Source organism: Paeniglutamicibacter terrestris (assembly GCF_012271785.1).
GTDB lineage: Bacteria > Actinomycetota > Actinomycetes > Actinomycetales > Micrococcaceae > Paeniglutamicibacter > Paeniglutamicibacter terrestris.
The window spans coordinates 378,188-404,275 of sequence record NZ_JAAWVT010000001.1 but is presented as its reverse complement, the minus strand read 5'-3'; the positions used below and the strand labels follow the sequence as shown (position 1 = coordinate 404,275).

18 protein-coding genes are annotated in these 26,088 nt (G+C 61.1%); 8 read left to right on the top strand and 10 right to left on the bottom strand.

The window, feature by feature from the left end; genetic code table 11:
- Positions 1-50 precede the first annotated feature (50 nt).
- The 4 genes from HED64_RS01825 to HED64_RS01810 all read right to left on the bottom strand — a co-directional run bounded on the left by HED64_RS01825 (position 51) and on the right by HED64_RS01810 (position 6,103).
- On the bottom strand, positions 51-1,343 hold the full coding sequence (locus HED64_RS01825) for a M20 family metallo-hydrolase (protein ID WP_168150397.1): 1,293 nt from the start codon (positions 1,341-1,343) through the stop codon (positions 51-53).
- A gap of 38 nt (positions 1,344-1,381) precedes the next feature.
- Complete coding sequence (locus HED64_RS01820) at positions 1,382-3,043, bottom strand: amidohydrolase (protein WP_168150396.1); 1,662 nt, start codon at positions 3,041-3,043, stop codon at positions 1,382-1,384.
- Positions 3,040-4,680, bottom strand: a complete 1,641-nt coding sequence (locus HED64_RS01815) for a thiamine pyrophosphate-dependent enzyme (protein ID WP_168150395.1) — start codon at positions 4,678-4,680, stop codon at positions 3,040-3,042. Before HED64_RS01815 ends, HED64_RS01820 begins: the two co-directional genes overlap by 4 nt.
- Positions 4,681-4,780: 100 nt before the next feature.
- Positions 4,781-6,103 carry an MFS transporter gene (locus tag HED64_RS01810; protein WP_168150394.1) on the bottom strand — a complete coding sequence of 441 codons (1,323 nt, stop codon included), beginning with the start codon at positions 6,101-6,103 and terminating at the stop codon, positions 4,781-4,783.
- Between the two features lie 223 nt (positions 6,104-6,326).
- Between HED64_RS01810 and HED64_RS01805 the strand changes: the two genes are divergently transcribed.
- From HED64_RS01805 to HED64_RS01795, 3 genes are all read left to right on the top strand, one after another.
- Entirely contained in the window at positions 6,327-7,457 is a 1,131-nt protein-coding gene (locus tag HED64_RS01805; RefSeq protein WP_168150393.1) for an RsbRD N-terminal domain-containing protein, read from the top strand.
- Between the two features lie 214 nt (positions 7,458-7,671).
- The gene (locus tag HED64_RS01800; protein ID WP_168150392.1) at positions 7,672-8,187 is read left to right on the top strand and encodes a hypothetical protein; all 516 of its coding nucleotides are present in this window, start codon (positions 7,672-7,674) and stop codon (positions 8,185-8,187) included.
- 236 nt (positions 8,188-8,423) lie between these two features.
- On the top strand, positions 8,424-8,999 hold the full coding sequence (locus tag HED64_RS01795; protein ID WP_168150391.1) for an antibiotic biosynthesis monooxygenase: 576 nt from the start codon (positions 8,424-8,426) through the stop codon (positions 8,997-8,999).
- On the opposite strand, the gene HED64_RS01790 is transcribed toward HED64_RS01795, so the two are convergent.
- Together HED64_RS01790 and HED64_RS01785 are read right to left on the bottom strand one after the other, a co-directional pair.
- Positions 8,996-9,478 (bottom strand): glutathione peroxidase, encoded by a 483-nt coding sequence (locus tag HED64_RS01790; RefSeq protein ID WP_245325597.1) that lies wholly within the window; start codon positions 9,476-9,478, stop codon positions 8,996-8,998. The two genes, HED64_RS01795 and HED64_RS01790, sit on opposite strands and share 4 nt — an antisense overlap.
- Before the next feature lie 147 nt (positions 9,479-9,625).
- Entirely contained in the window at positions 9,626-12,034 is a 2,409-nt protein-coding gene (locus HED64_RS01785; protein ID WP_168150390.1) for a YhgE/Pip domain-containing protein, read from the bottom strand.
- 559 nt (positions 12,035-12,593) lie between these two features.
- Between HED64_RS01785 and HED64_RS01780 the strand changes: the two genes are divergently transcribed.
- On the top strand, positions 12,594-13,415 hold the full coding sequence (locus HED64_RS01780) for a carbon-nitrogen hydrolase family protein (protein ID WP_245325596.1): 822 nt from the start codon (positions 12,594-12,596) through the stop codon (positions 13,413-13,415).
- 29 nt (positions 13,416-13,444) lie between these two features.
- Here HED64_RS01780 and HED64_RS01775 read toward each other — a convergent pair whose 3' ends face one another.
- A complete protein-coding gene (locus tag HED64_RS01775; RefSeq protein ID WP_168150389.1) occupies positions 13,445-15,070 on the bottom strand; it encodes a PucR family transcriptional regulator in 1,626 nt (541 codons plus the stop codon).
- Between the two features lie 102 nt (positions 15,071-15,172).
- On the opposite strand from HED64_RS01775, the gene HED64_RS01770 reads away from it, so the two are divergent.
- The 4 genes from HED64_RS01770 to HED64_RS01755 all read left to right on the top strand — a co-directional run bounded on the left by HED64_RS01770 (position 15,173) and on the right by HED64_RS01755 (position 21,467).
- Positions 15,173-16,654: an APC family permease gene (locus HED64_RS01770; protein WP_168150388.1), complete on the top strand. Its 1,482-nt coding sequence runs from the start codon at positions 15,173-15,175 to the stop codon at positions 16,652-16,654.
- Positions 16,655-16,708: 54 nt separating this feature from the next.
- The gene (locus HED64_RS01765; RefSeq protein ID WP_245325595.1) at positions 16,709-18,415 is read left to right on the top strand and encodes a flavin monoamine oxidase family protein; all 1,707 of its coding nucleotides are present in this window, start codon (positions 16,709-16,711) and stop codon (positions 18,413-18,415) included.
- Positions 18,416-18,476: 61 nt separating this feature from the next.
- Positions 18,477-20,225, top strand: a complete 1,749-nt coding sequence (locus HED64_RS01760; protein ID WP_168150387.1) for an FMN-binding glutamate synthase family protein — start codon at positions 18,477-18,479, stop codon at positions 20,223-20,225.
- Positions 20,226-20,273: 48 nt separating this feature from the next.
- Entirely contained in the window at positions 20,274-21,467 is a 1,194-nt protein-coding gene (locus tag HED64_RS01755) for an MFS transporter (RefSeq protein WP_168150386.1), read from the top strand.
- A gap of 304 nt (positions 21,468-21,771) precedes the next feature.
- Here the strand turns inward: HED64_RS01755 and HED64_RS01750 are convergent, their stop codons facing one another.
- The 3 genes from HED64_RS01750 to HED64_RS01740 form a co-directional block, all read right to left on the bottom strand.
- The gene (locus tag HED64_RS01750; protein ID WP_168150385.1) at positions 21,772-23,226 is read right to left on the bottom strand and encodes a putative bifunctional diguanylate cyclase/phosphodiesterase; all 1,455 of its coding nucleotides are present in this window, start codon (positions 23,224-23,226) and stop codon (positions 21,772-21,774) included.
- 70 nt (positions 23,227-23,296) lie between these two features.
- Positions 23,297-23,758, bottom strand: coding sequence for a hypothetical protein (locus HED64_RS01745; protein WP_168150384.1), 462 nt, complete (start codon positions 23,756-23,758; stop codon positions 23,297-23,299).
- Between the two features lie 2 nt (positions 23,759-23,760).
- The gene (locus tag HED64_RS01740) at positions 23,761-25,959 is read right to left on the bottom strand and encodes a glycosyltransferase family 2 protein (RefSeq protein ID WP_132359447.1); all 2,199 of its coding nucleotides are present in this window, start codon (positions 25,957-25,959) and stop codon (positions 23,761-23,763) included.
- Positions 25,960-26,088 lie beyond the last annotated feature (129 nt).

Genomic DNA, 26,088 nt, shown 5'->3' with positions numbered 1-26,088 from the left:
TCCGGTGGATGATTCAATCGATTCATCCACAGGACCCTCACCGTGTGTGCTTAAGAAACAGCCGATGACTCTAGCGCCGAGTCTTGGGCCTTTCCAGACGCAGAAACAAATTCACCGCGAACCACACGCAACAACACCTCGGTCAAGAGATCAACCCCGGCCACCATGTCAGCGTCATGGGTCAGCTCGCGTTCGTTGTGGCTAATGCCCTCAACACTCGGAATAAACAACATGATGGTTGGGACAATGTCCTTCATATTTGTTGAGTCGTGTCCGGCCAAGGTGCGAACCACACCATGGGTCAGCCCCAAGGACTCGGCTGCATCCGCGGCCAACTTCAGTCCGGCATGGTCATAGGCTTTGGCACCCCAAACATGCTCGGCTCCACGCTCAATGCTCACATTCGCCATCTTTTCGATGGCGGCAATTCTGGCGTGAAGATCGGCATCTGCCGCCGCAAGAACATCGGGGTCCGTTGAACGGACATCAACCAACAAGTTCACCCGGCTCGCCACCACTACCGGGGAATTGGGGAAGACATTAAATTCACCGCAGGACGTGATCACCATGTGTTCATCCGTTGAGTGCTCCAACGCAATTTCCCGGGCCGCAACGACAAGTGCCGAGGCACCCAGCAAAGCATCCTGACGGTCCGCGATGATCGTGGCACCGGTATGCGCCTGATCCCCGTGGACAATGAATTCGTACTTATTGGCGCCCCAGGTGGACTCAACTAGGCCGATGCTCACACCGGCATCCTCCATGGAGCGACCCTGCTCAATATGAATCTCGACGTAGGCAGCCACCGGCAGTTCAAAGTCCCCAATGGTTCCGATGGCTTCCAACGCCTCGCGCACGCGAATGCCCGCCGGATCTGTCGTTTCGAGGACCTGCTGTGCCGAGAGCTTGCCGGTATAAACGGAGCTACCCATCATGGAAGGCTTAAATCTGCAGCCCTCCTCGTTAAACCAATTGATCACGACGATATTAAACGATGCGGTCTCGCTCGAGCCGGTCAGGGATTCCTGGACACGCGCTGCCGCATGCGCACCGGCCAAAACACCATAGGCACCGTCAAAGCGACCACCCAAAGGCTGGGAATCTAGGTGTGATCCCACGGCAATCCATGGGGCACCGGGTGTTAGCTCCAGCATCGAGTACTGGTTGCCCACCGCGTCGTAACGCACCGTGAATCCGTGACCCTCGACCAAACCACGGAACCAATTGCGGTTCTGTCCATCGGCAATCGTGGCGGCCTGGCGGTCAACACCGCCGCCAGCTGTTGCTCCATTGGCGCTCATGGAGGTGAAATCGGCAAGAAATGCTGTGCTGTTCAGGGTCATAACTACTCCAGCTCATTGGTGGGTCTTAGAGGATGAGATCAGGCGGTCGCGGCGACGGGGAGCGGGGCGTAACTTTGCTTCCCGCCAACAAATGTCCCGAGGATTGTGAGGGCAGAAATGTCGGAGGTCGTCAGTGGCGACTCGGAGAGGATGACAAAGTCCGCCAGCTTGCCACGAGTCAGAGATCCACGGTCGGTGAACTGACCGGTGGCCTTGGCCGCGTTGACGGTATAAAGCCGCAATGCCTCCAACGGGCTCAGGCATTCGGCGGCGCCTCCCAGAACCTTGCCCTTTTCGGTCAACCGGTCGACCGCCGAGGCCATGGCTCGACGCACATTGTTATCTGCCACCGGCAGATCCGAGCTTCCGGCGACCAAAACCCCTGCCTCCAGTAGCGACTGGCCTCGGTAGAGCCACCCCTCGCGCTCGGGGCCCACCAGTGCGGCAAATTGATCGCCCAGTGGGCCAATGAAGGAGGCCTGCGGAGTGACGGCGATACCGTGCTTGGCCACGGAGGTGACCTGATCGGGGCGGGCGATGCCGAAATGTTCGATGCGGTTCGGCAAGGCATTGGGTCCATGCTTGAGCTGCAACTCGGAAATGATCTCGATGGCCAGATCGATCGCCGCATCTCCGATGGCGTGCAGGGCCACCGGCCACCCGGAGCGATAGGCGCCCGCCACCCGTTCGCGGTACTCCTGCGGGTCATCAAGCAGGTAACCGGTATTGTGTTGGTGCCCGCAATAGTCCTCGGTCACCGCGGCGGTGGCGCCCAGCAGGGAACCATCCATAAACACCTTGACCGGGCCGAGGGAGAGATGTTCATTGCCGAACCCCGCCACGATGCCCAGATCCAGACCTCTTCCAGTTCCGGTGCCGTGAGCATCGGCAGCATGTGATGACTGCACTTCCAGCGCATCAAGAGTGGGCATGAGCTGGGCGCGGGCGCGGAGTTTCCCGGCGGCCAAAGCCAACTGGTAGGCGGTGACTTCCACCGGGGAGTGCCCAATCCAGCCACCACCAACGCCTGCTTCGGTGAAGGAGGTGATGCCCTCGGCGGCGTAGCGGGCGGTCGCCGCGTCCAGGGCCGAGACGATCTGCTCCAGAGAGTAGGGCAGCAGCATTTTTTGGATGATGCCCTGTGCTGCTTCCTCGACCAGTCCGGTGGGGGCTCCGTTGGCATCGCGCACCACGGCACCACCCACGGGATCGGTGAAATGAGGTTGCAGGGCACCGGCCAGGGCGAGGGTGGCGGTGTTGGTGATGGATGCATGCCCGGAGACGTGGCGCAGGTAGAGCGGCCGGCCGCCGGTAATCGCGTCGAGCCGCTTGATGTCCGGGAACAGCCCACCGTGGTTCTTGTGATTAAAGCCGGTGCCGTTAAGCCACACACCCGGCTGCTGCTCAAGTCGAAGCATTTCGGCCTCGAGCAGGGCGTAGAGCTCCTCGAGCCCGCGTGCCGGCGAAAGATCCAGCCCCGAGAGTCCCAGACCCCACCAGGTGGTGTGGCAATGTGCGTCGATGAATCCGGGGGTGATCGTTGCATCGCCGAAGTCCTCGAGGCGATCCGCGGTGCAGCCATCCAATTCCTCATCAAATCCCACCACGCGGCCACCGATGATGCCCATGGCCCGGGCCGTGGGGCGATCCTCATCCAGGGTGAGGATCGTACCGGCACGAACTAACAGATCGAGTCTCATCGGGTGGCCAGCTCGTGGTGTGCCACGGTGCCCGGACCCATGGTGCTCGGATCCGTTTTCAGGTGCAGCACCGCCGGTTTCCCGCTGGCCAGCGCGCGTTCAAGGGCCGGGGCGAAGTCTGCGGTCGTCTCAACAAACTCCCCGTGTCCACCAAAGGATTGAATCCACTGGGCAAAGTTCGGGTTCTCCATCGCCGTGCCGGAAGGACGCTGCGGGTAGTGGTTTTGCTGGTGGGCCACGATGGTCCCGAAGATGCCGTTATCTGCCACAATCACCAGCGGGGTCCCGCCGTGGGCGAAGGACACCGCCAGCTCCTGGGCGTTCATGAAGAAGTCCCCATCTCCGCAGATCGCCACCACATGGCGTCCGGGGTACATGATGCTGGCCGCCACAGCCGCTGGGACGGCCAGACCCATGGCGCCGTTGCGCGGGCCCACCAGGGACTTGGGTCCGTGGTGGGAGAGGTAGCGGTGGCCCCAGAGCGTGGCGTTGCCGGCCCCATAGGTCAGGATCCGATCCGGATCCAGTGCTGCCTCAAGAGCTTCGAAGGCGATGCCCAAGTCCACGCCGGTGCCACCGTCGGGGCCCGGTCGGCTAAAGGCCAGCTGTTGGGCCCGTTGGGTGTCCATCCACGCGGGGCCGCGGGTTCCGCGCACTGTCCCTCCTTGGGGCAGCGCGGTTACCAGTTCGGCGGGACTCACGCTCAGGTGAGCGTCGATCCGTCCGGCATGGCCGATGAGTTCGGCGTCGGTGGACACCACGATGGTTGGCGTGTTGAGGGCGGCCTTGTAGCCCTCGGAGAGCACATCGGAGCGGGTGCAGCCGATGAATATCAGCAGGTCGGCGTCGTTCAGCGCCTGGACGGTGCGCTCGGCCCGGCCATAGCCCAACCAGCCGGCATAGGCGGGGGATTCGTGGTTGATGACATCGTAGGCGCGCCAATCGGCGAGCACCGGTACGTGCGCGGCGGCGGCGAAGTCGGCCAGGGCAACCGAGGTGTGAGTCTCCCAATCATCACCGCCGGCGATGATGACCGGTCGCTGTGCGCTAGCCAGCGCGGTAGCGAGGGCATCGAGGCTCGCGGCACTGGGGGCGGAGGTGGGCAGCGGCAGCAGTGCCGGGAGAGGGGATTCGGTCAGCCGGACCAGAACGTCCTCGGGCAGACCCACCACCACGGGGCCCGGGCGGCCAGTGGAGGCCAAACGCAGGGCACGAGCCACCAGATCCCCGGCCTGATGCTCATCATCCAGGACAAAAACGCCCTTCGCGGTGGTGGAGAACCAGCCGCCCAGGCTGAATTCTTGGAAGGAGTCACGTCCCCGGTCAGCGAGCGGAATCAAGCCCACAAAGAGCACCATGGCAGTGGCATCCTGCCAGGCGGTGTGGATGGCGATCATGGCGTTGGCGGCACCCGGGCCGCGAGTGACCATGGCGATGCCAGGTGTCTGACCCAGCCGGCCCTCGGCCAGTGCCATAAATCCGGCACCACCCTCGTGGCGGGTGACCACGGTGTGGATGGATGAATCGTGCAGGCCATCAAGAACATCGAGGTAGCTTTCCCCCGGTACTGCGTAAACGCGGGAGATACCGTGGGCCTCGAGGGTCTTGACGATGAGGTGTCCTGCTGACATGGTCATGGGCTCTGGTGTTCCTTTGTGCTGGAGCGTAAAAAGAGATGTTCCGGTGCGTTCCGCAGGATCTTGGCCTAGACCTGCGGAACGCACCGAGGGGGAATGCTTAGTGTTTGAAGCCGGGCAGATCAACGCTCATGCGCGGGGCGATGACGCCTGCCACGGCGGTGAAGAGCGAGAGGAAGATCAACATGGCGGCCGCCGGCCACCAGTGGTTGGATGCCGCGGCGACCAGTGCGGTGGCGGCCAACGGGATGAACCCGGAGATCATGCCGGCGGTGTTCTGCGCAAAACCGACGCCGGTGTAGCGGGTCTTGGCCGGGAAGAGTCCGGTCAGTACCGTGCCGGAGGCGGCGTAGGGCAGCGAAAGCGCGGCGACGGCCAGCGTCATGCCCACGATGACCAGCACGCTGTTGCCCGAATCGATGAGCATAAATGCGGGCCAGGCGATGATGGCGGAGAAGATGCCGCCGTAGGTGATGACCTTGGAAGAACCGAAGCGTTCGCCGAGGCGCCCACCGAGGATCAAGACCGGGATTTCCACCACTGCGGCAATGATTCCGCCGAGCAGCATCAGTGAGCTCTCGTATTTCAGCACGTTGACGCCGTACCAGACCACAAACGCTGTGACGAGGTAGAAGCCGCCAATGCCGAGCATGCCGGCGGCCATGCCGATGATGATCTGCTTCCAGGATTCGACCAGCGTGGTGCGGATCGGGGCCTTTTCGGTTTCGCCCTTCTCCATGAGTTCCTTGAAGACCGGGGACTCATCCAGGCGGCTACGGATGTACAGGGCGACCAGCAGCATCGGGATGGCGGCGAGGAAGGGGATGCGCCAGCCCCACGCGTCGAAGTTTGCCTTCGAGAGCCAGATGGTCATCAGGAAGAATCCGCCGGAGGAGAGGATGGTGCCGATCGGGGATCCGATCTGTGGCAGGGCGGCGTAGCGGGCGCGGCGGTGCAACGGGGCGTTTTCCACCACGATGGTCATGGCGCCGGACCATTCGCCACCAACAAACAGGCCCTGGGCGATGCGCAGCAGCACCAACAGGATGGGTGCGGCGATGCCGATGGCGGCGTAGGTTGGCAGCAGGCCGATCAGCCCGGTAATGAAACCGATGCCAACGATGGTGATCATCAGCGTCTTGCGGCGCCCGATCTTATCTCCCATAACACCGAAGATCATGCCGCCGATGGGGCGAGCCACGAGCCCAACACCGAAGGTAGCGAAGGCTGCCATGGCCGCGGCCGTGGCGTTCTGGCTTGCGAAGAACTGAACGTTAAAGATCAGCGCGGCTGCCGCGCTGAAGAGGAAGAAGTCGTACCACTCCATGGCCGTGCCGATGAGTGCGCCGATGGCAACCTTGGTGGCCTCCTTGTCGGAGATTTGCCGGGTTGCACCCGCTTCGAGTGTTCCAGTGTGCGTCATGGGATTTTTCTGCCTGAATCTCAAGTGGAGGAGGGCCGATACTTCGCTGCGCGCCATCCGGGGAATGTGAGGGACGTTATTTATCTTCCCAAGGATCGCCGGTGATGTGGCGCACTTTTTACAACGAGTTGCACACCACAAACAGTGCAAAAGCACATAATATGAGGTCATGTTAACGCCAGATTTCTCAGAAATAACAGAAAGTCACCAAAGTGACGAGGCAATGCGCTGGACCGCTCTACTGGATCGGCTGGACGTGGGGAAGCTGACCCATGAATTTGTGCAACGCCTAAGTACCATTCCCAGCTACGCCAGCTCCCCGCTGCCGGTTAGCGAAATCATGCGCACCGGCGGTGCATCATTTGAGGCGTTGATCGTGGCGATGAAGGTTGAGCACGACGAGCCGGATTCCCTGCGCGAACGTGACGCCATTTCTCTGGATGTCGGGGTTACCCGGGCTCGGGCCGGAGTACCGATCGAGGCGCTGATGACGGCGATCCGGCTGGACTTCTCAATCCTCTGGGAAGCCATCACCTCACTCGCGCGCACCGAGGATGCGCTGCTGCTGGTGCGGCACACCGCCCGCGTGTGGGAAGTCGTGGACAGTTACGCCGGGGAAACCCAACGAGCCTACGTGCGGGAAGCGGCAAGAATTCAAGCCGAAGCTGCGAGCAAACGACAGGAATACCTCGCCACGCTCTTCAGCGAACGCAATCTTTCAGCCACCGCCCTGGAGCGCATTGCTCAGGAACTGGGACAGCCACTGGATACAAGGTACGTGGTGGTGGCAGCGCTAAGGGAGCAGATCCCCGCCCTGCGGCTGGCCCTGGCCAATGAACGAGCCAGCAATAAGGTGTACACCTATTCGGTATCCGATGCCTTGATCGTTTTTTACCCCGCCGAGACCAGGGCAGGCTCCGAGAGTCTGCGCCTGAGCGCGCGAGTTGAGAAGCTCAGCTGTGGGGTGGTTTCCGAATTATGCACCCTAGAAGATATTGGGCAGGCCTCGCAGGTGGCACGAGCACTGGCCAACCTTCTGGATCCGGCCGAAGAGGGCGCGATGACATGGAGCCGTGGCTGGGCGCGGATGGCTAGGCTGGCGCTCGCCGAGGCCGGAGCGCCGGGGCTGGGGGAAGTTGATCGGGCCCTGGAACAATGCGGAACCACTGAACGTCGACGTCTCACCGAGGCGGTGCACGCCTACCTACGCACGGGAAGTGTTGCCCATGCCGCTGATGAACTTTTTTGCCACCGAAATACACTGATGAACCGGCTCAAGCGTTTTGCCACGCTCACCGGGGTTGACCCAACCATTCCGCTTCAAGCGGCTCGGCTGGTGGTCGGTTGGTCATAGCGGAGGGCGAAACGGGCGAAACATCCGGGTCAGCCCCGACACCGGTGGGGGTTGGCTGAGATGGTGCTGACCTAAGGCGACCTCGTAACCGGGTTTTCAGGGCAGAGTCTTCACGCAAAGCAGGACAGTCATCGGCAGCAAGCCAATCTGCCCATCCATCATGCCGGTGACAAGCACCTCCCAAAGAGGATTCTTCGAGTGCTACTTTGGTGGCATGCGGACATTGAACGGCGTCGGGATCGGCGTGTTCTTCATAATTGTTATGGCGCTGGCGGGGTGTTCAGCCCCGCCGTTAGAAAGTCGGCGCGAAGAGTACCAAGACCGCGCCGAAGAGATTTACGCGGGGATGCTCAAACACGTGCCGGTGAACGACGCATTCGACGTTGGCATGACGTCCCAGCCGCAGTTCGGCGAGACCAAATTGCTGGTCGGTCCGGAACACGACACCGCCTTCTGGACGATCTGGTCGGCCGTCGAAGTTTCTACCGATGTGACGCCCGCGCAAGCGGCAGACGTGGCCGGCGAATTTCTTCTGGACCAGCGGTGGACTGTGGAGCCGACGGTTGACCAGGGCGGAACGATGGAGTTCGCCACCGTCTACCGCCTCGCCGAGCCGGACGGCGAGTGGATTGTGCAGATCTCGTGGCCCGGCAACAATGACGATCACCGAATTTCGGTCTCAGTCCAGAGCCCGCTCACCGTCCGTGGCGCCATGTCGAGTCAGGGGTGACGCCGGGCTCGAAGGAATTGATGTATCGGCGCGGAAACTTGATGGCAGTGGGACACTGCGCGGACTTTGAGGCAAAAACTTCGGGGCCAGTGCATCTTGCGAACGGGGCGGCCCTGCCTTCGACCCTCACCGAGAACGTGCTCGCCGTGGCATAGACACCGCCAGATTAACGGGTGGACAGTGTTTATCCGGTTCTCGGTTCGTCATAGCCGGGGATGGGGTACTAGATTGTCTAAATGCCACAAGCTACCCCTATAACCGTCTCCATCACACGGACGGTATTGCCCGAACATCATCGACGTTTCAACGCCTGGGTCCAGGCGGGTCAAGACCTGGCTCGCGAATGGGACGGTTACCTAGGATCCGGATGGATCCGCACGTCTCCGAATTCCAATGAATGGCACGTGCTCTACCGGTTCTCCTCGGCCGCAACGCTTGCAGCGTGGGACGATTCCGAGGAACGCCGCTGGTGGATCAACAGCGCGTCCGAGCTGGTAGAAATTACCAAGGTTGAGCACCGCACCGGGATCGAGGGCTGGTTTGAGCATCCCGGGGAAACCACCGTGAATATTTCCGAAACGGTAGTTCCCCCGCGCTGGAAACAAGCGGTTTCCATCTTCTTGCCGTTCTTCCCGCTGAGCCTGCTCGCCAACCTCTTGCTGGTGCCGCACCTGCGCGCTTGGCCGGTGGTCCTAGTGGTCTTGCTGACCACATGCATCCTCACCCCGCTGATGACCTATATTTTCCTGCCGGTCACCACACGCTTGCTGCGTCCCTGGCTCAGTAAGCCGCGGCGGCCCAAACGCGACTAGTTTCCCAGGCCCGACTCGATCGCAGCGATGATGGCCGGGTCATCCGGTTCAACCTTCGGGCGGAAGCGTTGAGTCTCCCCGGTGGGCAGGATCAGGAACTTCTCGAAGTTCCAGGTGACGCGCCCGGCCTTCCCCGCGGCATCCTTGGTCTTCTTCAGTTCGGTGTACAGCGGGTGGGCGTTCTTGCCGTTGACTCGCACCCGGTCTAAGACCGGGAAGCTCACGCCGTAGGTGCTGGAGCAGAATTCGGCGACGGCCTCATTGCTACCCAGCTCCTGCAGGAATTGGTTGCTGGGGAAACCGAGCACGGTGAAACCGCGTTCCCCGTAGGTCTTCTGCAAGGCTTCGAGCTTTGCGTATTGCGGGGTGAGTCCGCAGCGTGAGGCGACGTTGACGACCAAGACCACCTGGCCTGCATAGTCGGCGAGGGATGTGGTTTGCCCGTCCATCGTGGAGATGGGAATGGTGGTGATGTCCATGCCAACTACAGCACCGTGCGGCTCCGGTCCATTCCCGAACGTTCAATGTTTTTTGCGAATTTATTCGTATTGCACCACAACAAGCGCGGTCGGTCAGTTCCCTGAGAGGGAACTGACCGACCACGCTTGTTGTAAGAGTGGTACTAATTAGCCGCGAAGGTGTCGGCGATTGCGGATCATGATGACCGCCGGGATCAACAGCAACAGCAGCGGAATCAAGAGCAACAGGGCGCTGGGGCTGCTACCGATGCTGGAAGCTGCCACGGCCTGGGTGCTGGCTTCCAGGCGTGAGGTGCCGCTGGCCAATTGGGTGGATCCCTCGTTGAGCGAGCTCAGCCCGGTGGCGAGCTGCGAATTGCCATCGGCCAACTTGGTTGCACCCTCATCAAGGGCGGTGGCACCGGTGGAGAGGGTCGAGGTGCCCTTGCGCAATGATTCGAGACCAAGGTCCAGAGATTCGGTTCCTCCGGCGAGCTTGGCCGCTCCCGCATCCAAATCCTGCGCGCCACGGGCGATCTTGCCATTGCCCGCGGCCAGGCTTTGTGCGCCATCCTTGATCTTGTACGCACCGGCAGCTGCCGATTCGGCACCCTGAGCCAGAGCGGGAGTTTTGGTGGCCAGCGTGGAGGTGCCAGCAGCCAAGGTCGAGCTACCATCCTGCAATTTCTGCGTTCCGGTGGCCAGCTTCTTGCTTCCGTCGGCCAGCTTCGCGGCACCCTGATCAAGGGCGGTAGCGCCAGTTTCCAAAGCAGAGGTGCCATCGGCGAGCTTGGTTCCACCGGCTGCCAGTTTCTGCGCGCCGGTGTTGAGCTTGCCCGTGCCCTCGCTCAATGACGTGGTTCCCTGTGCGAGGGAACCTGCGCCGGTGCTGAGCTTGGTGGATCCGGTGGCCAGAGCGTCGGTGCCCTCGGCCAGCGCCGAGGCGCCATTGCCCAGCGAATCTAGTCCCACCAGCAGGCCGGCTTTCTCATCGTTGAAGCCCGCATCAAGCTGGGTGAGTCCCGAATTCAGACTCTGGGCACCGGCGTTCAGGGAGGTGGCGCCGTCCTTGAGTGAACCGATACCTACACCCAGAGCCTTGGAGCCCTCGCTGAGTTTGCCGAGCCCACCATCGAGTGAGCTGGCACCGGACTTGATGGCCTGAGCACCCGCGTTCAACGCTGTCGTCTGATCTTTGAGATCCTTGGTCCCGGTCTTGAGTTGAGTCATGCCGTCAACCAACTTGCCGGATCCGGTCGCGAGCTTGGTGGCTCCGGCGGAGAGGGTAGTGGTGCCAGCATCCAATTTGATCATGCCGCCGTTAAGCTCTGTGGCACCAGCATTCAGCTTCTCGATCTTGTCCTGTAAGAGGCCCACCGGAACTGCTGGGTTCTCCTTGATGAAGGTTGCCAGCTGATCCATCCCGTCGGCAAGACGAGTTGAACCAGCAGCCAATTCGCCCGCTTTACTGGCAGCGGTCTGCAGCCCACCATCAAGATTCTTGGCGCCGGTTTCCACTGCTACCGAGCCTTCCTGAGCGGCAACAATGCCCTCACGCAACGCGGGAGCAGCGCCCGCCAGCGCCTTGGTACCCGCGGCCAGCTTGGTGCTGCCGGTGGCCAGCTGATCGGAGCCGTCCTTCAGGGCGCCGACGCCTTCAATCAGTGCGGGAGCCTTGGCGGCGAGCTCTTCGACGCCGCCGAGCAACTTATCGCTGCCGTTAGCAAGCGCGTCGGAGCCTGCCGCCGCACTGCTGGTGCCGGTGGCGAGTTTCTGTGCACCGGCGTTTGCAGCCTGGGTGCCTGCGGCGATCTTCTGTGCTCCATCGTTGGCGGCACCTGCTCCAGCGGAGAGTTGCTGGGCACCGGTGGAGAGTTCTTGGGCGCCGGAATCAACCTTTGAGGTGCCTAGGCCCAGCGCGGAGAGTCCGTCGGAAAGCTCGTGAGAACCGGACTTGAGCGCCTGCGCTCCATCATCCAGTGCGCCGGTGCCGGTCAGCAGCGATGAGGTGCCATCGGCCAATTTAGTGGAACCTGCACTCAATGATTGTGCACCCGTATTTGCGCTGCCTGCTCCGGTGGCCAATTTGGAAGCGCCGGAGTTCAGTTTGTCCGCTGCTGCATCAACCTTCTGCGTGCCGTCGGCAAGCTTGTCCACACCTGTGGCCAGGGTTCCCGCGCCGTCGCCGAGCTTCGTAGCACCGGCCGAAGCATCAACTGCACCCAGCATGAGCTTGGAGGTTCCAGCGTTGAGCTCGGTGGCTCCTTCGGACAGCCGGGTAGCTCCGCTGGCGGCCTTATCCGTGCCGTCAAGCAGTTTTTGTGCCCCGGCGGAGAGCGCCGAGGTGCCGTCGGCCAGTTCGGTGGCACCGGAGGCGGCGGCATTGGAGCCGTCGGCCAACTTGATGACGCCGTCGTTGGCCTTGCCCATTCCGTCGTTGAGATCCGAGGCGCCGGTGGCCACCTGTGAGGAGAACATGGTGTAGAACGCCAGGAAGGCAACGAGGAATAGGCCGAGCAAAACTGTGATGATGGCATGCAAAAGCGTGTGCCGTTTGGCTGCTAAATGTGCATTCAACTGGACTCCTTGGGGGCGAAGCGTTGGATGGTGCAATGGGATGATGACCTGTTTTTTGGCGCAGAAAAGCACGCCACGTGTTCATGCGCGGTGGAACGGGAGGTGCTAGCCCGGATTGCGAGCGAGCCCATGGTTCGTTGTGATCTGGATTACAAAAGGAACTAGAGTCATTGAACCTACTCGCGGGTAAGTTTGCAAGGGGTTTCGCGAATTAACTTACCCGTGGGTAGGTTAAGGCTCCGCGGCGCGTGGAATTCTGCAGCAGATTCTTGCGCCCGTGTGTGGCCCCGATTGAGCTGCTGATCGGCCGCCAGGAAAGGATCTAGGGGAGTCGATCAAGGAGCGCGATACTCAAGTCCTGCCCTCGCGCTGCCGTCTCAGTCGAACCTCTTCTACTTCGAGTCGTGGTGTGATCTGCTGAAGGCAACGGGGATTGCCGGTATGCGGGAATGGCACCCACGCGAGGCGGATCATTCGCTGGTGCGAATCATCCCGTACGTGGCCACATACGGTGCCAAATGGCCGGAGCTTCCAGTGTCGTTGCGCCCCTAAGCTGTAATTGAACACCGACCCAGACCTGGAGGAACGAATGCTGTTGGCCGTCATGCAGGCGCAAGCGCAGGTACTCGATAGCGCGGCGAATCTAACCGCTATCGAAGAGGCTGCCCAATCCGCTGCCACGGCCGGGGCCGAGCTCTTGGTGACCCCGGAGCTCTTTGTGGTGGGTTATGCACCGCGGAAATTACGCGCCGAACTGGATCCAGCCTCGCTGCCGGCACTGCATGATTCCGTGGGAAAGATCGCCGCCCGCCACGGTATAGCCATCGTCTACTCCTTGCCGGCGATTACGGGAAACCGTTGGGAAATCACTTCGACGTTTGTTGATGAAAACGGAAACCAGTGCGGCACCTACGTTAAGGTTCATCTCTTTGGCGATGCTGAAAAGGAAGTATTCAGCCCCGGAACTCAACCCGCGACCATCATTGACTACCGAGGTTTGAAGCTGGGCATGATCATTTGTTTTGATCTTGAGTTCCCGGAAACGGTGCGTGCCGCAGCCGTGCGCGGTGTCCAAGTGCTTCTGGTCCCCACCGCGCTGGGTCGTGGCTACGATTCGGTGAGCAATACCCTGGTGCCCGCTCGCGCGATCGAATCTCAGCTTTTTATTGCCTACGCCAACCACACGGGTGTGGAAGACGGTTTTGCCTTGGGTGGCGGCAGCGTCATCGCCGACCCGTTTGGCAACGTACTGGCGCGTGGTTCAACGAACGCTGAGCTGCTTTTTGCACAGATTGATCCGCAAACTTTGACCGCCGCCCGTGCAGAGATCCCGTACCTGAGTGATCGCCGCCCCGACCTCTACCGAGTGTGGGGCATCTGAGGCGCTTCCGGGACTCAGGGTAAGAACACTCAGGGTAAGAACCTTAAGGCGAGGAACAACTCGTAACGCACCTCGGCCCGGGCAAGATCCAGACCCAAGATCTCACTGATCGCGGTGATGTGGCGCCGCACCGAGTTGCGGTGCATATCGATGGCCGTCGCCGTGGCATCCCAGGAACCGTGCGCATCCAGCCATGCTCGCAGCACCTGCAGATACAGGTCTTGACGTTTGGCGGGCAGCTCCAACAAATTGCCCAACAACGACTGGGCCAGTTGCCGGCTGGCTGCCTGGGGCAAGAGGGCAGCAAAGGACTGCGGCAGGCTCTCTGCGCTGAGACTGCGTCCCTCATCAAGTAGTCGCGGCACCAATCCGTGAGCCTCCGTGGCCATCTCGCGCAGGCTGGCGGCCAGCGAAACTCCTGGCCCCTCATGTTGAAGTTGATCTACTGGCCGGCTAAAGGCCGCCCAATAGCCGGCGGCCTCGATGCGATTGATGACCTCTCGGCTGGGTTCGGTGCGCGTAATGGCCGTCAGTCGACCCTCGGAGTGAATTACCAGCTTGGTTTCCAACAGCGAACGGAAACGGGTGAGGGCGTGGCCCGGATCGTGAGGTGCCGAGTCGGGGCGGGGGATGGCGAGCACCACTCGCGGCGCTCGGCGTGCGGAACCTGCGAGGGAGCCGTTAAAAAGTTCGAGGGCTTCGGCGTCCAACGACTCGGAGCCATCAAGTAAGAGCGCGGTGGCCAACTGTGTGGGAGCGAAGGAACCGAGCACCCGTTGGCGCGCCACCACCTCCAGCAGTCCCAGCGCGGTGGACATGAGGTTGTGTTCAGCGGATCCCGGCTGGTGCCCGAAGCTCAGCTGCAACACTCCCAACAATGGCGGAACCCGCGACCCCCTCGGTGCCGTCGGGCGGATGGGGAAAGCCAGATGGTGTTGCCCGGCGGATTCGCTCAGAACTAGCTTGGGCCCCTGCGGGTCGGCCGCCTGCATCAGTAGCGACTCTAGCTCCATGCCTTGGAGGGCGGATTGGCCAGCTGTGGTGGCGAAATATCGCAGGCGCCCGCCCGCATCAAGTAATTGCACCGCCGCCGTCGCCCGCTGGGCGAGCACCGTGATAATTTCCTGCTCGGGGTTTTCGCCACTGACACAACGCATCAGCAGTCGATTGGCGTCGGCGTTCTGCCGCATCATCCGCGCGCTATCGGCCTCCATGAGATTCGCGAAGGCCAGCCCGATCGCCGCGAAGGGCAGCGTGCCGGGAATTTGCCACAGCGGAAGGTTCAGTTCGCGACATGCGGTGATGAGCGTGGGTGGAACGGCGGAGAAATAGGGGTCAAGTCCAAAACCTAATGCCGAGACATTTGCCGCCACCAGACGGGCGACAAATTCGTGGACCGCTTCGGCGTCGTTGATCCTCTCCAGTAGGGGGAAACCACTGGTCAAGATGAGTTCGTGGTCAACCAAATAGGGGGTGGGGTCATCGATGTCGCTGGGTTCAACCCAGCGCAGCGGTCGGTCGCCAGCATCGTGGAGCACGGTGATTCCGCTGGGCAGCTGGCGTAAAAACCGGGTCAGGGTAATGGAGTCCCAGGGTCTGGCGAAGTCGAGGTTCGGGCTGGATATGGATTCGTCCTTCGGTGCAATTTGTCCCATGCTGAACAACTTTAGTTCAATTTGGCTCGGCGTGAGATTGAGGTCACACGTTTAGGCTGGGAACCGGAAAGCGCTAGAAACCGTTCAACCAAGGATTCGCATATGCAAACCACCACCGATACCGGACAGCGTGCGCCGCTGCGCCTCGGTCAGCAGCTGAAGCGCCAAAAGTCGATCTCCTCGATGGCCCGGGAGGCCGAGGACAACGGCGGCAACGGCAAGATGCGCCGCAGCCTGGGGCTGATGCAGCTAACCATGATCAGCGTGGGAGCGACCATGGGCACCGGCATCCTCGTGGTGCTCGGAGCCACGGTTCCGGTGGCTGGACCGGCCATCTGGATCTCCTTTGTGCTGGCCGGTGTTACGGCGCTCTTCTCCGCCTTCTCCTACGCGGAAATGGCGGGCATGGTTCCGGTCTCCGGCTCCAGCTACTCCTACACCTACGCCACCATGGGTGAGGGCATCGCCTGGGTCTGTGGCTGGTGCCTGGTATTGGAATACGCCGTCTCGGTCGCCGCCGTGGCCGTGGGCGCCGGAGAATACGTCAACGAGGCGCTGCACACCCTGGGCCTAGAAATCCCCACCGCCCTAGCCGGCGGACCCAGTGAGGGCGGAGTGGTGAACCTGCCGGCACTGATCGTCGTGCTGCTGGCCACTTTGCTGCTGGCCCGCGGGGCGAAGGAATCGGCCATCGTGAACACCACGGTGGTCATCATCAAGACCTGCATCCTGGTGTTCTTCTCCATCGTGGCCTTCACCGCCTTTGATGCCGGAAACTTTGAACCGTTGCTGCCCATGGGTGCCGCGGGTGTCACCGGCGCCGCCTCGATCGTCTTCTTCTCCTACATTGGCTTTGATGCGGCATCAACCGCCGGTGAGGAAGCCATCAACCCCAAACGCGATCTTCCCAAGGCCATCCTGCTCTCGATGATCATCGTGACGGTGGCTTACGTTTTGGTAGCGGTATCCGCCATCGGAGCCCGCGACTGGACCTGGTTTGAAGGTACCGAGGCCGCACTGGTGCAGATCATCGGTGAACTCACCGGACAAAGCTGGATCGTGCTGCTCTTTGCCATCGCCGCGGTGCTGGCCATCGCCTCCGTGGTGCTCACGGTACTCTACGGTCAAACCCGCATCCTGCTGACCATGTCGCGTGACGGCCTCGTTCCAGCGATCTTCTCCCGCGTTTCGCGGCGTACCGGAACTCCGGTGGCCGGCACGTTTATTACCGGTGGCATCGTGGCGATCACCGCCGGGTTCATCCCGCTCGGCGCCCTGGCCGAAGCCACCAGCATCGGTACACTCTTCGCCTTTGCCCTGGTGGGCGTCTCGGTCATCTACCTTCGCCGCAAGCAGCCACACGCCCCACGCACCTATAAGGCGCCGCTGTATCCGCTGACGCCTATTCTGGGCATCGGGGCCTGCCTGTTCCTGATGGCCAACTTGTCTTGGCACACCTGGCTGGTGTTCGGGATCTGGATGATGGTCGGGGTGGGACTCTACCTCGGTTATGGTCGGTCTCGATCACGTCTGGGTGCCCTGAGTAAGGCGCAGTACATTGAAAGCCATACGGGCGATTCATAAGCTTTCCTCGCTGTCGCGAACCACTTTTTAGCTATAACAGAAGGACGCAGGACGATGAACAATTTGCCGCAGAGTGATGGCACGATCAACATGTTGAACCCCGACTTCCCCTTTAACTACGATCTGTTCCTGGCCCATCCGGCCGGTCTGGGCAGTGTTCCGCCGGAACTCTACGGCACGGAAGTTGCCGTCATCGGCGCGGGACTCTCCGGATTAGTCACGGCGTACGAGTTAATGAAGTTGGGTCTCAAGCCGGTCATCTACGAGGCCGATCAGATTGGTGGACGGCTGCGCACCGCCAGCTTCGCATCCGCACCGGAGATCACCTGCGACCTCGGTGGCATGCGCTTCCCGGTCTCCAGCAGGGCGCTGTACCACTACATCGATTTGCTGGGTCTGGAAACCTTCGATTTCCCCAACCCGCTGGCCGCGCCGACCGACTCCACGGTCATCGAGCTCAAGGGCAAAAAGGTCTACGTAGAAAAGGAGGGAGACCTGCCGGCCTTCTTCCACGAGGTCGCCGATGCCTGGAAGCGGGCGCTGCGCGAGGACGCATCGTTTGATGAAATGCAGCAGGCCATCAAATCGCGTGATGCGCTCGAGGTCAAGCGGATCTGGAACTCGCTACTCGAAGAATTTGATGAGGAGAGCTTCTACGGCTTCATCGCCAACTCGGCCGCATTCAAGGAGGCGGGCTTTGAACACCGCGAGGCCTTCGGTCAGGTTGGCTTCGGCTCCGGTGGCTGGGACACCGACTTCTCCAACTCCATCCTGGAAATCCTGCGCGTGGTCTACACGGACGCGGATGATAATCACCGCGGCATCATCGGGGGAGCAGCGAAGCTGCCCCACGGTCTGTGGAACCACGCACCGCAGGAGCTGGCCCACTGGCCGGTAGGTACCACGCTGGCCTCGCTGCATTCCGGTGCACCCCGCGGGGCGGTAGCCACGATTCGCCGCTCGGAAGAGCCAGGCTTTAATGGCAGTACGGCCATTGAGATCACCGAACAATTCGGCCGCACCCAGACTTACCCGGTGGTCGTGTCTTCCGTACAGTCCTGGTTGCTCTCCACCGGGATCGACACCGAGGAAGATTTGTTCCCCGCCGAGCTCTGGACGGCGATCGAGCGCTCGCACTACATGCAATCATCTAAAACCTTTGTCATGGTGGACCGCCCCTTCTGGAAGGACCGGGACCCGGTCACCGGCGAATTCCTGCTCTCCATGACCCTGACGGATCGACTGAACCGCGCCACCTATCTGCTGGATAACGGCGATGACGCCCCGGCCGTCATTCTGCTCTCCTACACCTGGAATGATGACGCGCTGAAGTGGCTCTCGCTCTCGGCCGAACGCCGCATGGAGCTGATGCTGCATTCGCTGGCGAAGATCTACCCCCAGGTGGATATTCGCAGCCACATCGTCGGTCAGCCGATCACCGTCTCTTGGGAGGCCGAGCCGCACTTCATGGGAGCCTTCAAGGCCAACCTGCCCGGCCACTACCGTTACCAGGAACGCCTCTACACACACTTTGACCAGCGCGAAGCTCCGGCCGAACACCGCGGCATCTTCCTAACCGGTGATGACGTGTCCTGGACCGCGGGCTGGGCGGAAGGCGCTGTGACCACGGCGCTGAACGCGGTCTGGGGCGTGCTGCGTCACCTCGGCGGCGAAGACGCCGCGCAGAACCCGGGCCCCGGGCAATTCCTAGCCGAACTCGGTCCGCTGAAGCTTGATGAAAACCTGAGCGTGCGGAACTAGTTCTGCCAGCCGAGCGCGGTGCCTGCGGCGCCGCGCTCGGAGTTGGCGCTAGGCTCAAGTCATGGTGAGATTTCTGATTCTTGCGTTGTTGTCCCTGCTCGGCTTCATTACGATCATCGCCGCCTCCCTGGGGCCGGGCGGCTGGTGGGTGATCGCTGTGCTGATGGTGGGCCTGCTGGGGCTGGGCATTCACGACGTCATCCAGAAAAAACACGCCATCCTGCGCAACTACCCGGTTTTGGGACGAATGCGATTCCTCTTTGAATCCATTCGCCCGGAGATCCAGCAATACTTCATCGAGCGCAATACCGATGGTCGCCCCTTTGACCGGGACACCCGCTCGCTGGTTTATGCGCGCGCCAAGGGCGCCGATAGCCACAAGGCCTTTGGCACCGAACGCGACGTGAACGAGGTCGGCTACGAATACCTCCTGCACTCCACCGTTCCGGTAGAGGTCAGCGCCCAGCAGCACCGGGTTCGCATCGGCGGCCCGGACTGCACCCAGCCCTATGACATCTCGCTGATGAACATCTCCTCGATGAGCTTCGGTGCGCTGTCCAAAAATGCGGTGCTCGCCATGAACAAGGGCGCCGCCATGGGTGGTTTTGTCCACGAAACCGGTGAGGGCGGGCTGGCCTCCTACCACCTGGAACACGGGGCGGACATCTTCTGGGAGATCGGCTCGGGATACTTTGGCTGCCGCGATGAGGCCGGTAGATTCGACCCGCAGATCTTTGCCGTCAAGGCCGCCAAAGAGCACGTTAAAGGGATCACCATCAAACTCTCCCAGGGTGCCAAGCCCGGGTTGGGCGGGGTCTTGCCGGCGGCGAAAATCACCCAAGAAATTGCCGAGACCCGTGGGGTGCCGATGGGCATTGACTGCATTTCCCCCGCCTCGCATTCGGCCTTCTCCACGCCGATCGAGCTGATGGAGTTTGTTGCCAGACTGCGCGAACTCTCCGGCGGCAAACCGGTGGGGTACAAATTCTGTGTTGGCTCGCGTACCGATGTTCTGGCCATGTGCAAGGCCATGCTGGAAAGCGGGATCACCCCCGATTTCATCACCGTCGATGGATCCGAGGGCGGCACCGGAGCCGCCCCATTGGAATACGAAGACCACGTGGGAACCCCGCTGACCGAGGGCCTGATGCTGGTGCACAACGCGCTGGTGGGTTGCGGGCTGCGCGCCAAAATTCGACTCGGTGCCGCGGGTAAGGTCGCCACCGGCTCGGACGTGGTCAAGCGGCTGATTCAGGGGGCCGACTTCACCTTCAGTGCCAGGGCCATGATGATGGCCACCGGCTGTATTCAGGCGCAGAAATGCCACACCAACGAATGCCCCGTGGGTGTTGCCACCCAAGACCCGCGGCTCTTCCGCGCGCTGGACGTGGTGGACAAGGGCAACCGGGTCTATAACTATCACAAGCTCACGGTGCAGGAAGCTGCCCAGCTGATGGCCTCGATGGGCGTGAGTGATCCGGCCCAGCTGAACACCAGGATGTTGCGCCGCCGCGTTGATCAGCTGACCACCCGCAGCTACGCGGGTCTGCACCACTGGTTGGCGCCCGGCGAATTACTGGCCGATCCGCCGCGCGGTTGGGCACCGGACTGGGCGGAGGCTGACGCCGACACCTTCGGCGAACACGCGCCACTGCCCTGGCCCACCCCGCGTGAATCGGCCTCAGTGGTCGCGGGAACCGTGAGCCCGGCACGGGTGGAACCCAAGGATTCGACCCACCACACTGTCGCCCCGGTACACCCCGCGGCTGCGCGGCCGGAGGGCAAACTTGCGCCACAGCATGAGGTGTAGCTCCCGCCGATGCGCCGGGATGCCGCCCGGCTTGGGATAATGGCATTTATGGCCCCCAAAAACCCCGTTGCTGGCATCGGTTTCCCGTCCGTGCTTGCCCACGGCTTTTTATTGCAGGGGTCGGTTTTTTTGGTGCGGCCAGCAACCTCCTACAAGGCGCTGGAGCTAGGGGTAGATCCGGGGCTGCTGGGCCTGGTGGTGGCGAGCTTTTCCATTCTGCCGGTGTTCCTCGCCGTCTTGATTGGTCAGGCAGCGGATCGCGGCCGGGAAAAGAGCATCCTGTTGGTGGGCTCAGCGCTGCTGATCATCCCCGGTGCCGGATTACTTTTTGCTTCGCCCACCCTGCCAGCATTGCTGGGCTGGAATCTGCTCTTGGGTGTGGGACACCTGATGAGCCTGATCGGTGAGCAAAGTCGGCTGGCCTCGGCCCGGAATCGGAACATGGATCGAGTCTTCGGGCTGTACACCACCGTGACGGCACTGGCCCAGGCCGTGGCCCCGTTGTTGCTCGGTGTGCTGGGCGGGAGTGCGGTGGCCCCGGATACCTCAGTGCTGATGCGCGCCTACCTGGTGGGAGCCTTCGGCGTGCTGGCGGCCAGCATCTTTATGGCCAGGCACCCGGTCGGTGTGCCACGCGGTGAACTCACAAAGCAGGTGAAGCTGCGCACCGCACTGAACGTTGAACGTTCGGCCCGCAGTCCGCTGATCGCCTCGATCACGCTGAGCATGATGGTGTTATGCACCGTTGACCTGCTGCAGGTTTATCTTCCGGCGTTGGCCGTGGAACGCGGCATCTCCACCCAAACCGTCGGGCTCTTGCTGGCGGCACGAGCCGGTGCCACGGTGCTCTCCCGGTTGGGGTTGGATCACTTGGTCCGCAGATTTGGCCGGGGCACTCTCATGCTTGTCTCCACGGGTGCGGCCGCGGTGCTGGTGGCGCTGCTGGTGGTGCCGCTGCCGGTTATCGCGATGGCCGTGGCGCTGGTATTGGCCGGTCTGGCGTTGGGTATCGGACAACCATTGAGCATGAGCGTGGTGACGCTGATCGCCCCGGAGGGCACCCGCGGCACATGGATGTCGATTCGGTTGCTGGGCAACCGGCTGGGACAGTCGGTGATTCCCGTGGGCATTGGCATCTTTGCCACTACATTGGGCGCCGGCGGAGCATTTGCTGCCCTTGGTACTGCCATGGGTGTTGTGACCCTAGCCTCCGTGGTGCCGCTGCGCTCGCTGAAAAAGTAGACAGGCTGCAGCTCCCCGTCCTCATGTCAACTGCCATGTCAGCCATTTGGAATAGCGGTCTGTGGCACGAGCAACGGGCTGCTCAGGATTCTTTGTGGCACCCTCGCACAGCTCTGTCATCGGATAGTTGACGAATTGGGATCCGTAGACAGCCCGAGAATTCCACGGGAGACCTCATAGGGTCAGCTTCAAAGGATCAAGTCGAAGGCTAAACGCATGATCCGTTTAAACTATTACCCGGTCCCCTGAAATCCTTGGGCCCATCTAGCTGTTTTCACCCCCCCAGCCGGAATGCTGCAGCGGATCATCGGCCTTGAAGCAACAGCTCCGAGAAACCGGATGTATCCACCGGACGGGCGTAGTGAAATCCCTGCACCATCGTGAACCCCATGGCCTTGAGCTTTGCCGACTGTTCGATCGTCTCCACGCCCTCGACGATGCACTTGAGCTCACAGGCAGCGATCAAGTCCGAAATGGCGCGAAGAAAAGACTCCTGCGTCGGGTCCACGGCAATGTCATCGACCAGCGACTTGTCGATCTTGGCACCGGCGACAGGCAATTGCCGCAGGTAGCTGATAGAGGAGTATCCCGTGCCAAAATCGTCGATGAAGACCTCGACGCCCATTTTTCGCAGGGCTAGCAGCGTGTAGCGGTGCAGGTTGTCTCCTGACATCAAGCGGTTCTCGGTGATTTCCAGGACCAAGACGGTGGCTGGTAGGTCGTGGTGGCGCAAGGCCGTGCGCACCGCGTCGGCAAATCGCAGGTCATGAAGTTCACGCGAGGTGACGTTCAGATGGACTTTGAAGGTGTCGTCGATGAGTTTGGCGGCGCGCCAAGTCTTCACGTCGTACAAGACCCGGTCCAACAGGTATTCGGTCAGTTCCCCGATCATGCCCGATTCCTCGGCGGTGGGCAGGAACTGATCCGGCCGCACCAAGCCGTGGCCGGTGCGCTGCCATCTCACCAATGCTTCGGCACCGACGATTGACTCATCTGCTAAGGAGATCACTGCCTGGTAGGCGGGGAAGAACTGGTCGGTCCCCAATGCCTGTCGGAGATCTGCAAGCATTTCGGCCTTTTCGCGCCGTTCAAAGAGCATGAAGGGCTCGAATTCGACGACCTTTTCCGTGCTTAGGCATTTGGCCACGTACATGGCCGTATCCGCTTCCAGCACCAAGCTGTCGGCAGAATGGCTCGCAGTAGCCCTGACCATACCGAGGCTGGCGCCAGGGCTCAGGTGGATGTTGTCAATGACCATGTCCGCACTCATGGCCGCGACAATGCGCCGACCTGCTCGGATGGCACCGTGTTCTGGCATGCGCACCAAGATAGCGAATTCGTCACCTCCCAAACGGGCCACCACGTCCTCGGTGCGCACACAGCTGCGCAGCCTGTCGGCCAACTGGCGTAGGACCTTGTCGCCCATGGCATGACCGTAGGTGTCGTTGATGCTCTTAAACGCATCGAGGTCCAACAGCATCAGGATCGGGGCCGTATCGCCGGTGCGGGTGGCTTCGAGTGATTTTTCAATTTCATTCATCAAGGCCGAGCGGTTGGCCAGCGAGGTCAAAGGGTCAGTGTAAGCCAGCAACGCCATTTGGTCTCGGGCTGCCTCAAGCTGGCGAGTGCGTTCGGCCACTCGGCAATCTAGGGTGGAATACGTGGTTTCCAGGTCGGAAGCCATGGCATTGATCCCCATGATGATGGCATCGATTTCGTCGCGCTTGCAACTGGGGTGCAGCAAAGTGTTGAAATCCATGTCTGCGATCCTGAGGATGGCATCAACAATCTGGGGAATGCGAGGTTCGTCCGGCAACGATGGCTGAACTTCAGTCATTTTCCAGCAGGAACGCCAGCGCGTCCTGGCGCCTCTCGGTGTAGGTGAATCGACGCAGCGGATCGATCTTGCGCACGAAGAAGCGGGCCAGGACGCGATCGGTTGGCCCGGCGCCCAGCAAGGCGATGCGGATGCCCTCGGTAACGGAATTGAAGATTCGGGAGACTTCCACATCTATTCTGTCCAAGCTGCAAATGTCGATCAGCAGGTATTTGATCCTGTGTTCAAGCCGGGCGTTGGCAATGGCCAACAGCTCCATGGCCGTTGGGGCGGTGAGCTCCGTGCGGGGACTGAAACTGATTTCCAGCAATTCGTTGGCAAAGAACGTGAGTTGCGCGTGCTCGTTTTCCTGCGTCCATACCGGTCGGGATTCGGTGGAGTGGAGCATCGAGGGAAGGGCCTCAGGCCAGTTCATTGCCCCACGATTCATTTCGAGGGAAGGAATGCTGCTCATGGTTACTTGACCCCGATCCTCTTACGGCGGTCGTCATTTCCGCGAAGGTCACGATCCAAGCGGCGGTCGCCCTGGTACAACAAGGTCGACCAATCGGTATTCTCAGGTGTGGCCACCGGGTAGGCCATCGCGGCTTTCTTGACCTTCTTGGGTGAGACGAAGAGCCAGTTGACGAGACCAAGGGCCATGTCGACGATCGAGTTCTTGAAACCAATGTAGGCACGGATGGCGTAGAGGGCCAGCACGGAGTTCAACGCGGCAAAGGCAACATTGCCCCAGTTGCTGTCCTGGAAATCACGCCACATGGTGAAGAGCGAGAAGATGACGATCAGGTAGGGGATGGCCACATAGAGTCCCGGGGAAGCTGTCCGATTGCGGACCTTGGGGGTCCTGACAAAGGGAATCTTTTCCCCGGTAAATGCCTGTTCCGTGGATTTGAGGACGCCGGCCATGTTGACCGGCAAGAGAATCAGGTTGAATCCGTAGATTCGGAAGATGTCGCTGAACCGGTGACCGCTGTCGCGCAGGTCGCTCCCCATGGCGATGAAATAAGGTAGTGCCGCCGCAAAGATCAGTGGGCTGAGCAGACGACCGTCATAAGGGTAGGCCAAGAGGAAGATTAAGCCAACGCTTGCCCAAGCAATCGATGCCATGTAGTTGACCCGCAGCAACACCTCACGCAATCCAATGCGCTCATTGCGGCGCTTGCGGTCACTGATCTGCCGGCCAAACTTGGGAAGGATCAACAGACCGCCGTTGGCCCAGCGGCGACGCTGAACCACAAGGGAACCAAAATCGGGGGGAGTCGCACTGTAGCTCAGTCGCTCGGGGTAGTTGGACAGGGTCCAGCCGTAGGTTCCGAGGTCGATACTCGACTCGGTATCCTCGATGACGGTGCGATCCTGGATATAAGTTTGGATCTCATATCCGCCGACGGTGGCAGTTTGGCATATATCTAGCAAGGCCTGCTTGCGGATTACGGCATTGGCCCCGACCCAGAAGGTGGCGTTGTAGCGGGTCTTTCCCTGGTGCAGAATGTGTTGGATATCCGTCGTGGCACCGGCAAGACGTTCGATGCGGGTCGGTGCGCCGCGGAAGGAGGAATAGGGGGTTTGGGTTACGGCCACGCGGGAGTTTTCCTCGGATTCGAGAAAGTAGACCAGGCGCAGGCAGTAGTCCCGCAGTAGCAATGAATCGGCGTCCAGCGTGAGCAGGTATTCGGAGTCCGGTATCGCAAGGACCTGGCCCGTTTCCGGGATCTCTTGAGCTGGATCTAGGGCACGCAGAACCTCGATGTCCCCCCGCTGCTCAACGAGCCACTTTTGACCCATGAGGGAGATGTAGGCGTTGAGGTTCATTGCCTTGTTCACTTCTTGCGAGAGGTTCGCGTATTTCTTGCGTTCGAACGAGTGCATCTGCACGGAGAAAATTCGTTCCAACCGCAAATGGAATTCTTCGAGCCGGTCGCTGCCCGGTGAATCGTTTTGTGCAGCGGCCGCTTTGAGGGCCAACAACGTCAGGCGCAGTTCGCGTGCCAGGCCCATGATGACCGAATCGACGAAGAACTCGTCCACATGGTCCTCGACTTTTTCGTTGGCGGCCATGTCCTCGAGCCAGGTGGCTGCCGCATCGTAGGCCTCGATCGTGGTTGCCAACATTTGTGCGGACGAAGCTCCGGCCTCACGTTGTCGGGTGAGTAGGGTGTGGGAGGAATGGGCAGCGTTGAGTGCAGGCTCCAATTCCAGTTGGATATTCGTGGCCAGGTCGCGGGTTTCCTGCAGCTTTGCCAGGACCTCGGGATCCTGCGGGTAGGGATTGTCGTCCACGAGTAATACCACGTGCAGGTTCGTGAATTCCTGCAGGGCGACTGACCAGAGCGTCTGCCTGACCACCGAGGGTTCCTCGGCATAGCTGGGGACCAACGTCGTGATCGACTTCTCGTAGGTACGGAAGTGTCTGTCCAGCTCGCCGCGGGGCACCCGGCGGTGCTGGGAAAAGCGCAGAAGCGCGCCCTGCCGGGCGACGAGGTACATCAACGCAGAGAAGGTAAGGAAGGTGACCACTGCAAGGTACATGGCTGCCTCGAAACGAAACCGGAAGCCGGCATCTGGATTGTCTGCAAGTTGCCGCATGATCGTGCTGATGACGTAGCTAACCCAAGCCAGAATGGTCGTAACGATCCCAATGCGCCCCCAGGCCATTTTCCGGCGTGAAGGAATTGGATGAACTATTGATAATGGTTCAGATCGCTTCTCAGCCCCCCATTGACGTTTCCTTATTTCCGTGATGTTGCCCCAGCTGTCACTATCAGTGGTATTCAAGACTGTCTT

Bases quoted from the DNA above. Each gene is read 5' to 3' on its own strand.
- HED64_RS01825 (WP_168150397.1), bottom strand. From the start codon at position 1,343: ATGACCCTGAACAGCACAGCATTTCTTGCCGATTTCACCTCCATGAGC.
- HED64_RS01820 (WP_168150396.1), bottom strand. From the start codon at position 3,043: ATGAGACTCGATCTGTTAGTTCGTGCCGGTACGATCCTCACCCTGGAT.
- HED64_RS01815 (WP_168150395.1), bottom strand. From the start codon at position 4,680: ATGACCATGTCAGCAGGACACCTCATCGTCAAGACCCTCGAGGCCCAC.
- HED64_RS01810 (WP_168150394.1), bottom strand. From the start codon at position 6,103: ATGACGCACACTGGAACACTCGAAGCGGGTGCAACCCGGCAAATCTCC.
- HED64_RS01805 (WP_168150393.1), top strand. From the start codon at position 6,327: ATGCGCTGGACCGCTCTACTGGATCGGCTGGACGTGGGGAAGCTGACC.
- HED64_RS01800 (WP_168150392.1), top strand. From the start codon at position 7,672: ATGCGGACATTGAACGGCGTCGGGATCGGCGTGTTCTTCATAATTGTT.
- HED64_RS01795 (WP_168150391.1), top strand. From the start codon at position 8,424: ATGCCACAAGCTACCCCTATAACCGTCTCCATCACACGGACGGTATTG.
- HED64_RS01790 (WP_245325597.1), bottom strand. From the start codon at position 9,478: ATGGACATCACCACCATTCCCATCTCCACGATGGACGGGCAAACCACA.
- HED64_RS01775 (WP_168150389.1), bottom strand. From the start codon at position 15,070: ATGGGACAAATTGCACCGAAGGACGAATCCATATCCAGCCCGAACCTC.
- HED64_RS01770 (WP_168150388.1), top strand. From the start codon at position 15,173: ATGCAAACCACCACCGATACCGGACAGCGTGCGCCGCTGCGCCTCGGT.
- HED64_RS01765 (WP_245325595.1), top strand. From the start codon at position 16,709: ATGAACAATTTGCCGCAGAGTGATGGCACGATCAACATGTTGAACCCC.
- HED64_RS01760 (WP_168150387.1), top strand. From the start codon at position 18,477: ATGGTGAGATTTCTGATTCTTGCGTTGTTGTCCCTGCTCGGCTTCATT.
- HED64_RS01755 (WP_168150386.1), top strand. From the start codon at position 20,274: ATGGCCCCCAAAAACCCCGTTGCTGGCATCGGTTTCCCGTCCGTGCTT.
- HED64_RS01750 (WP_168150385.1), bottom strand. From the start codon at position 23,226: ATGGATTTCAACACTTTGCTGCACCCCAGTTGCAAGCGCGACGAAATC.
- HED64_RS01745 (WP_168150384.1), bottom strand. From the start codon at position 23,758: ATGAGCAGCATTCCTTCCCTCGAAATGAATCGTGGGGCAATGAACTGG.
- HED64_RS01740 (WP_132359447.1), bottom strand. From the start codon at position 25,959: ATGGCCTGGGGGCGCATTGGGATCGTTACGACCATTCTGGCTTGGGTT.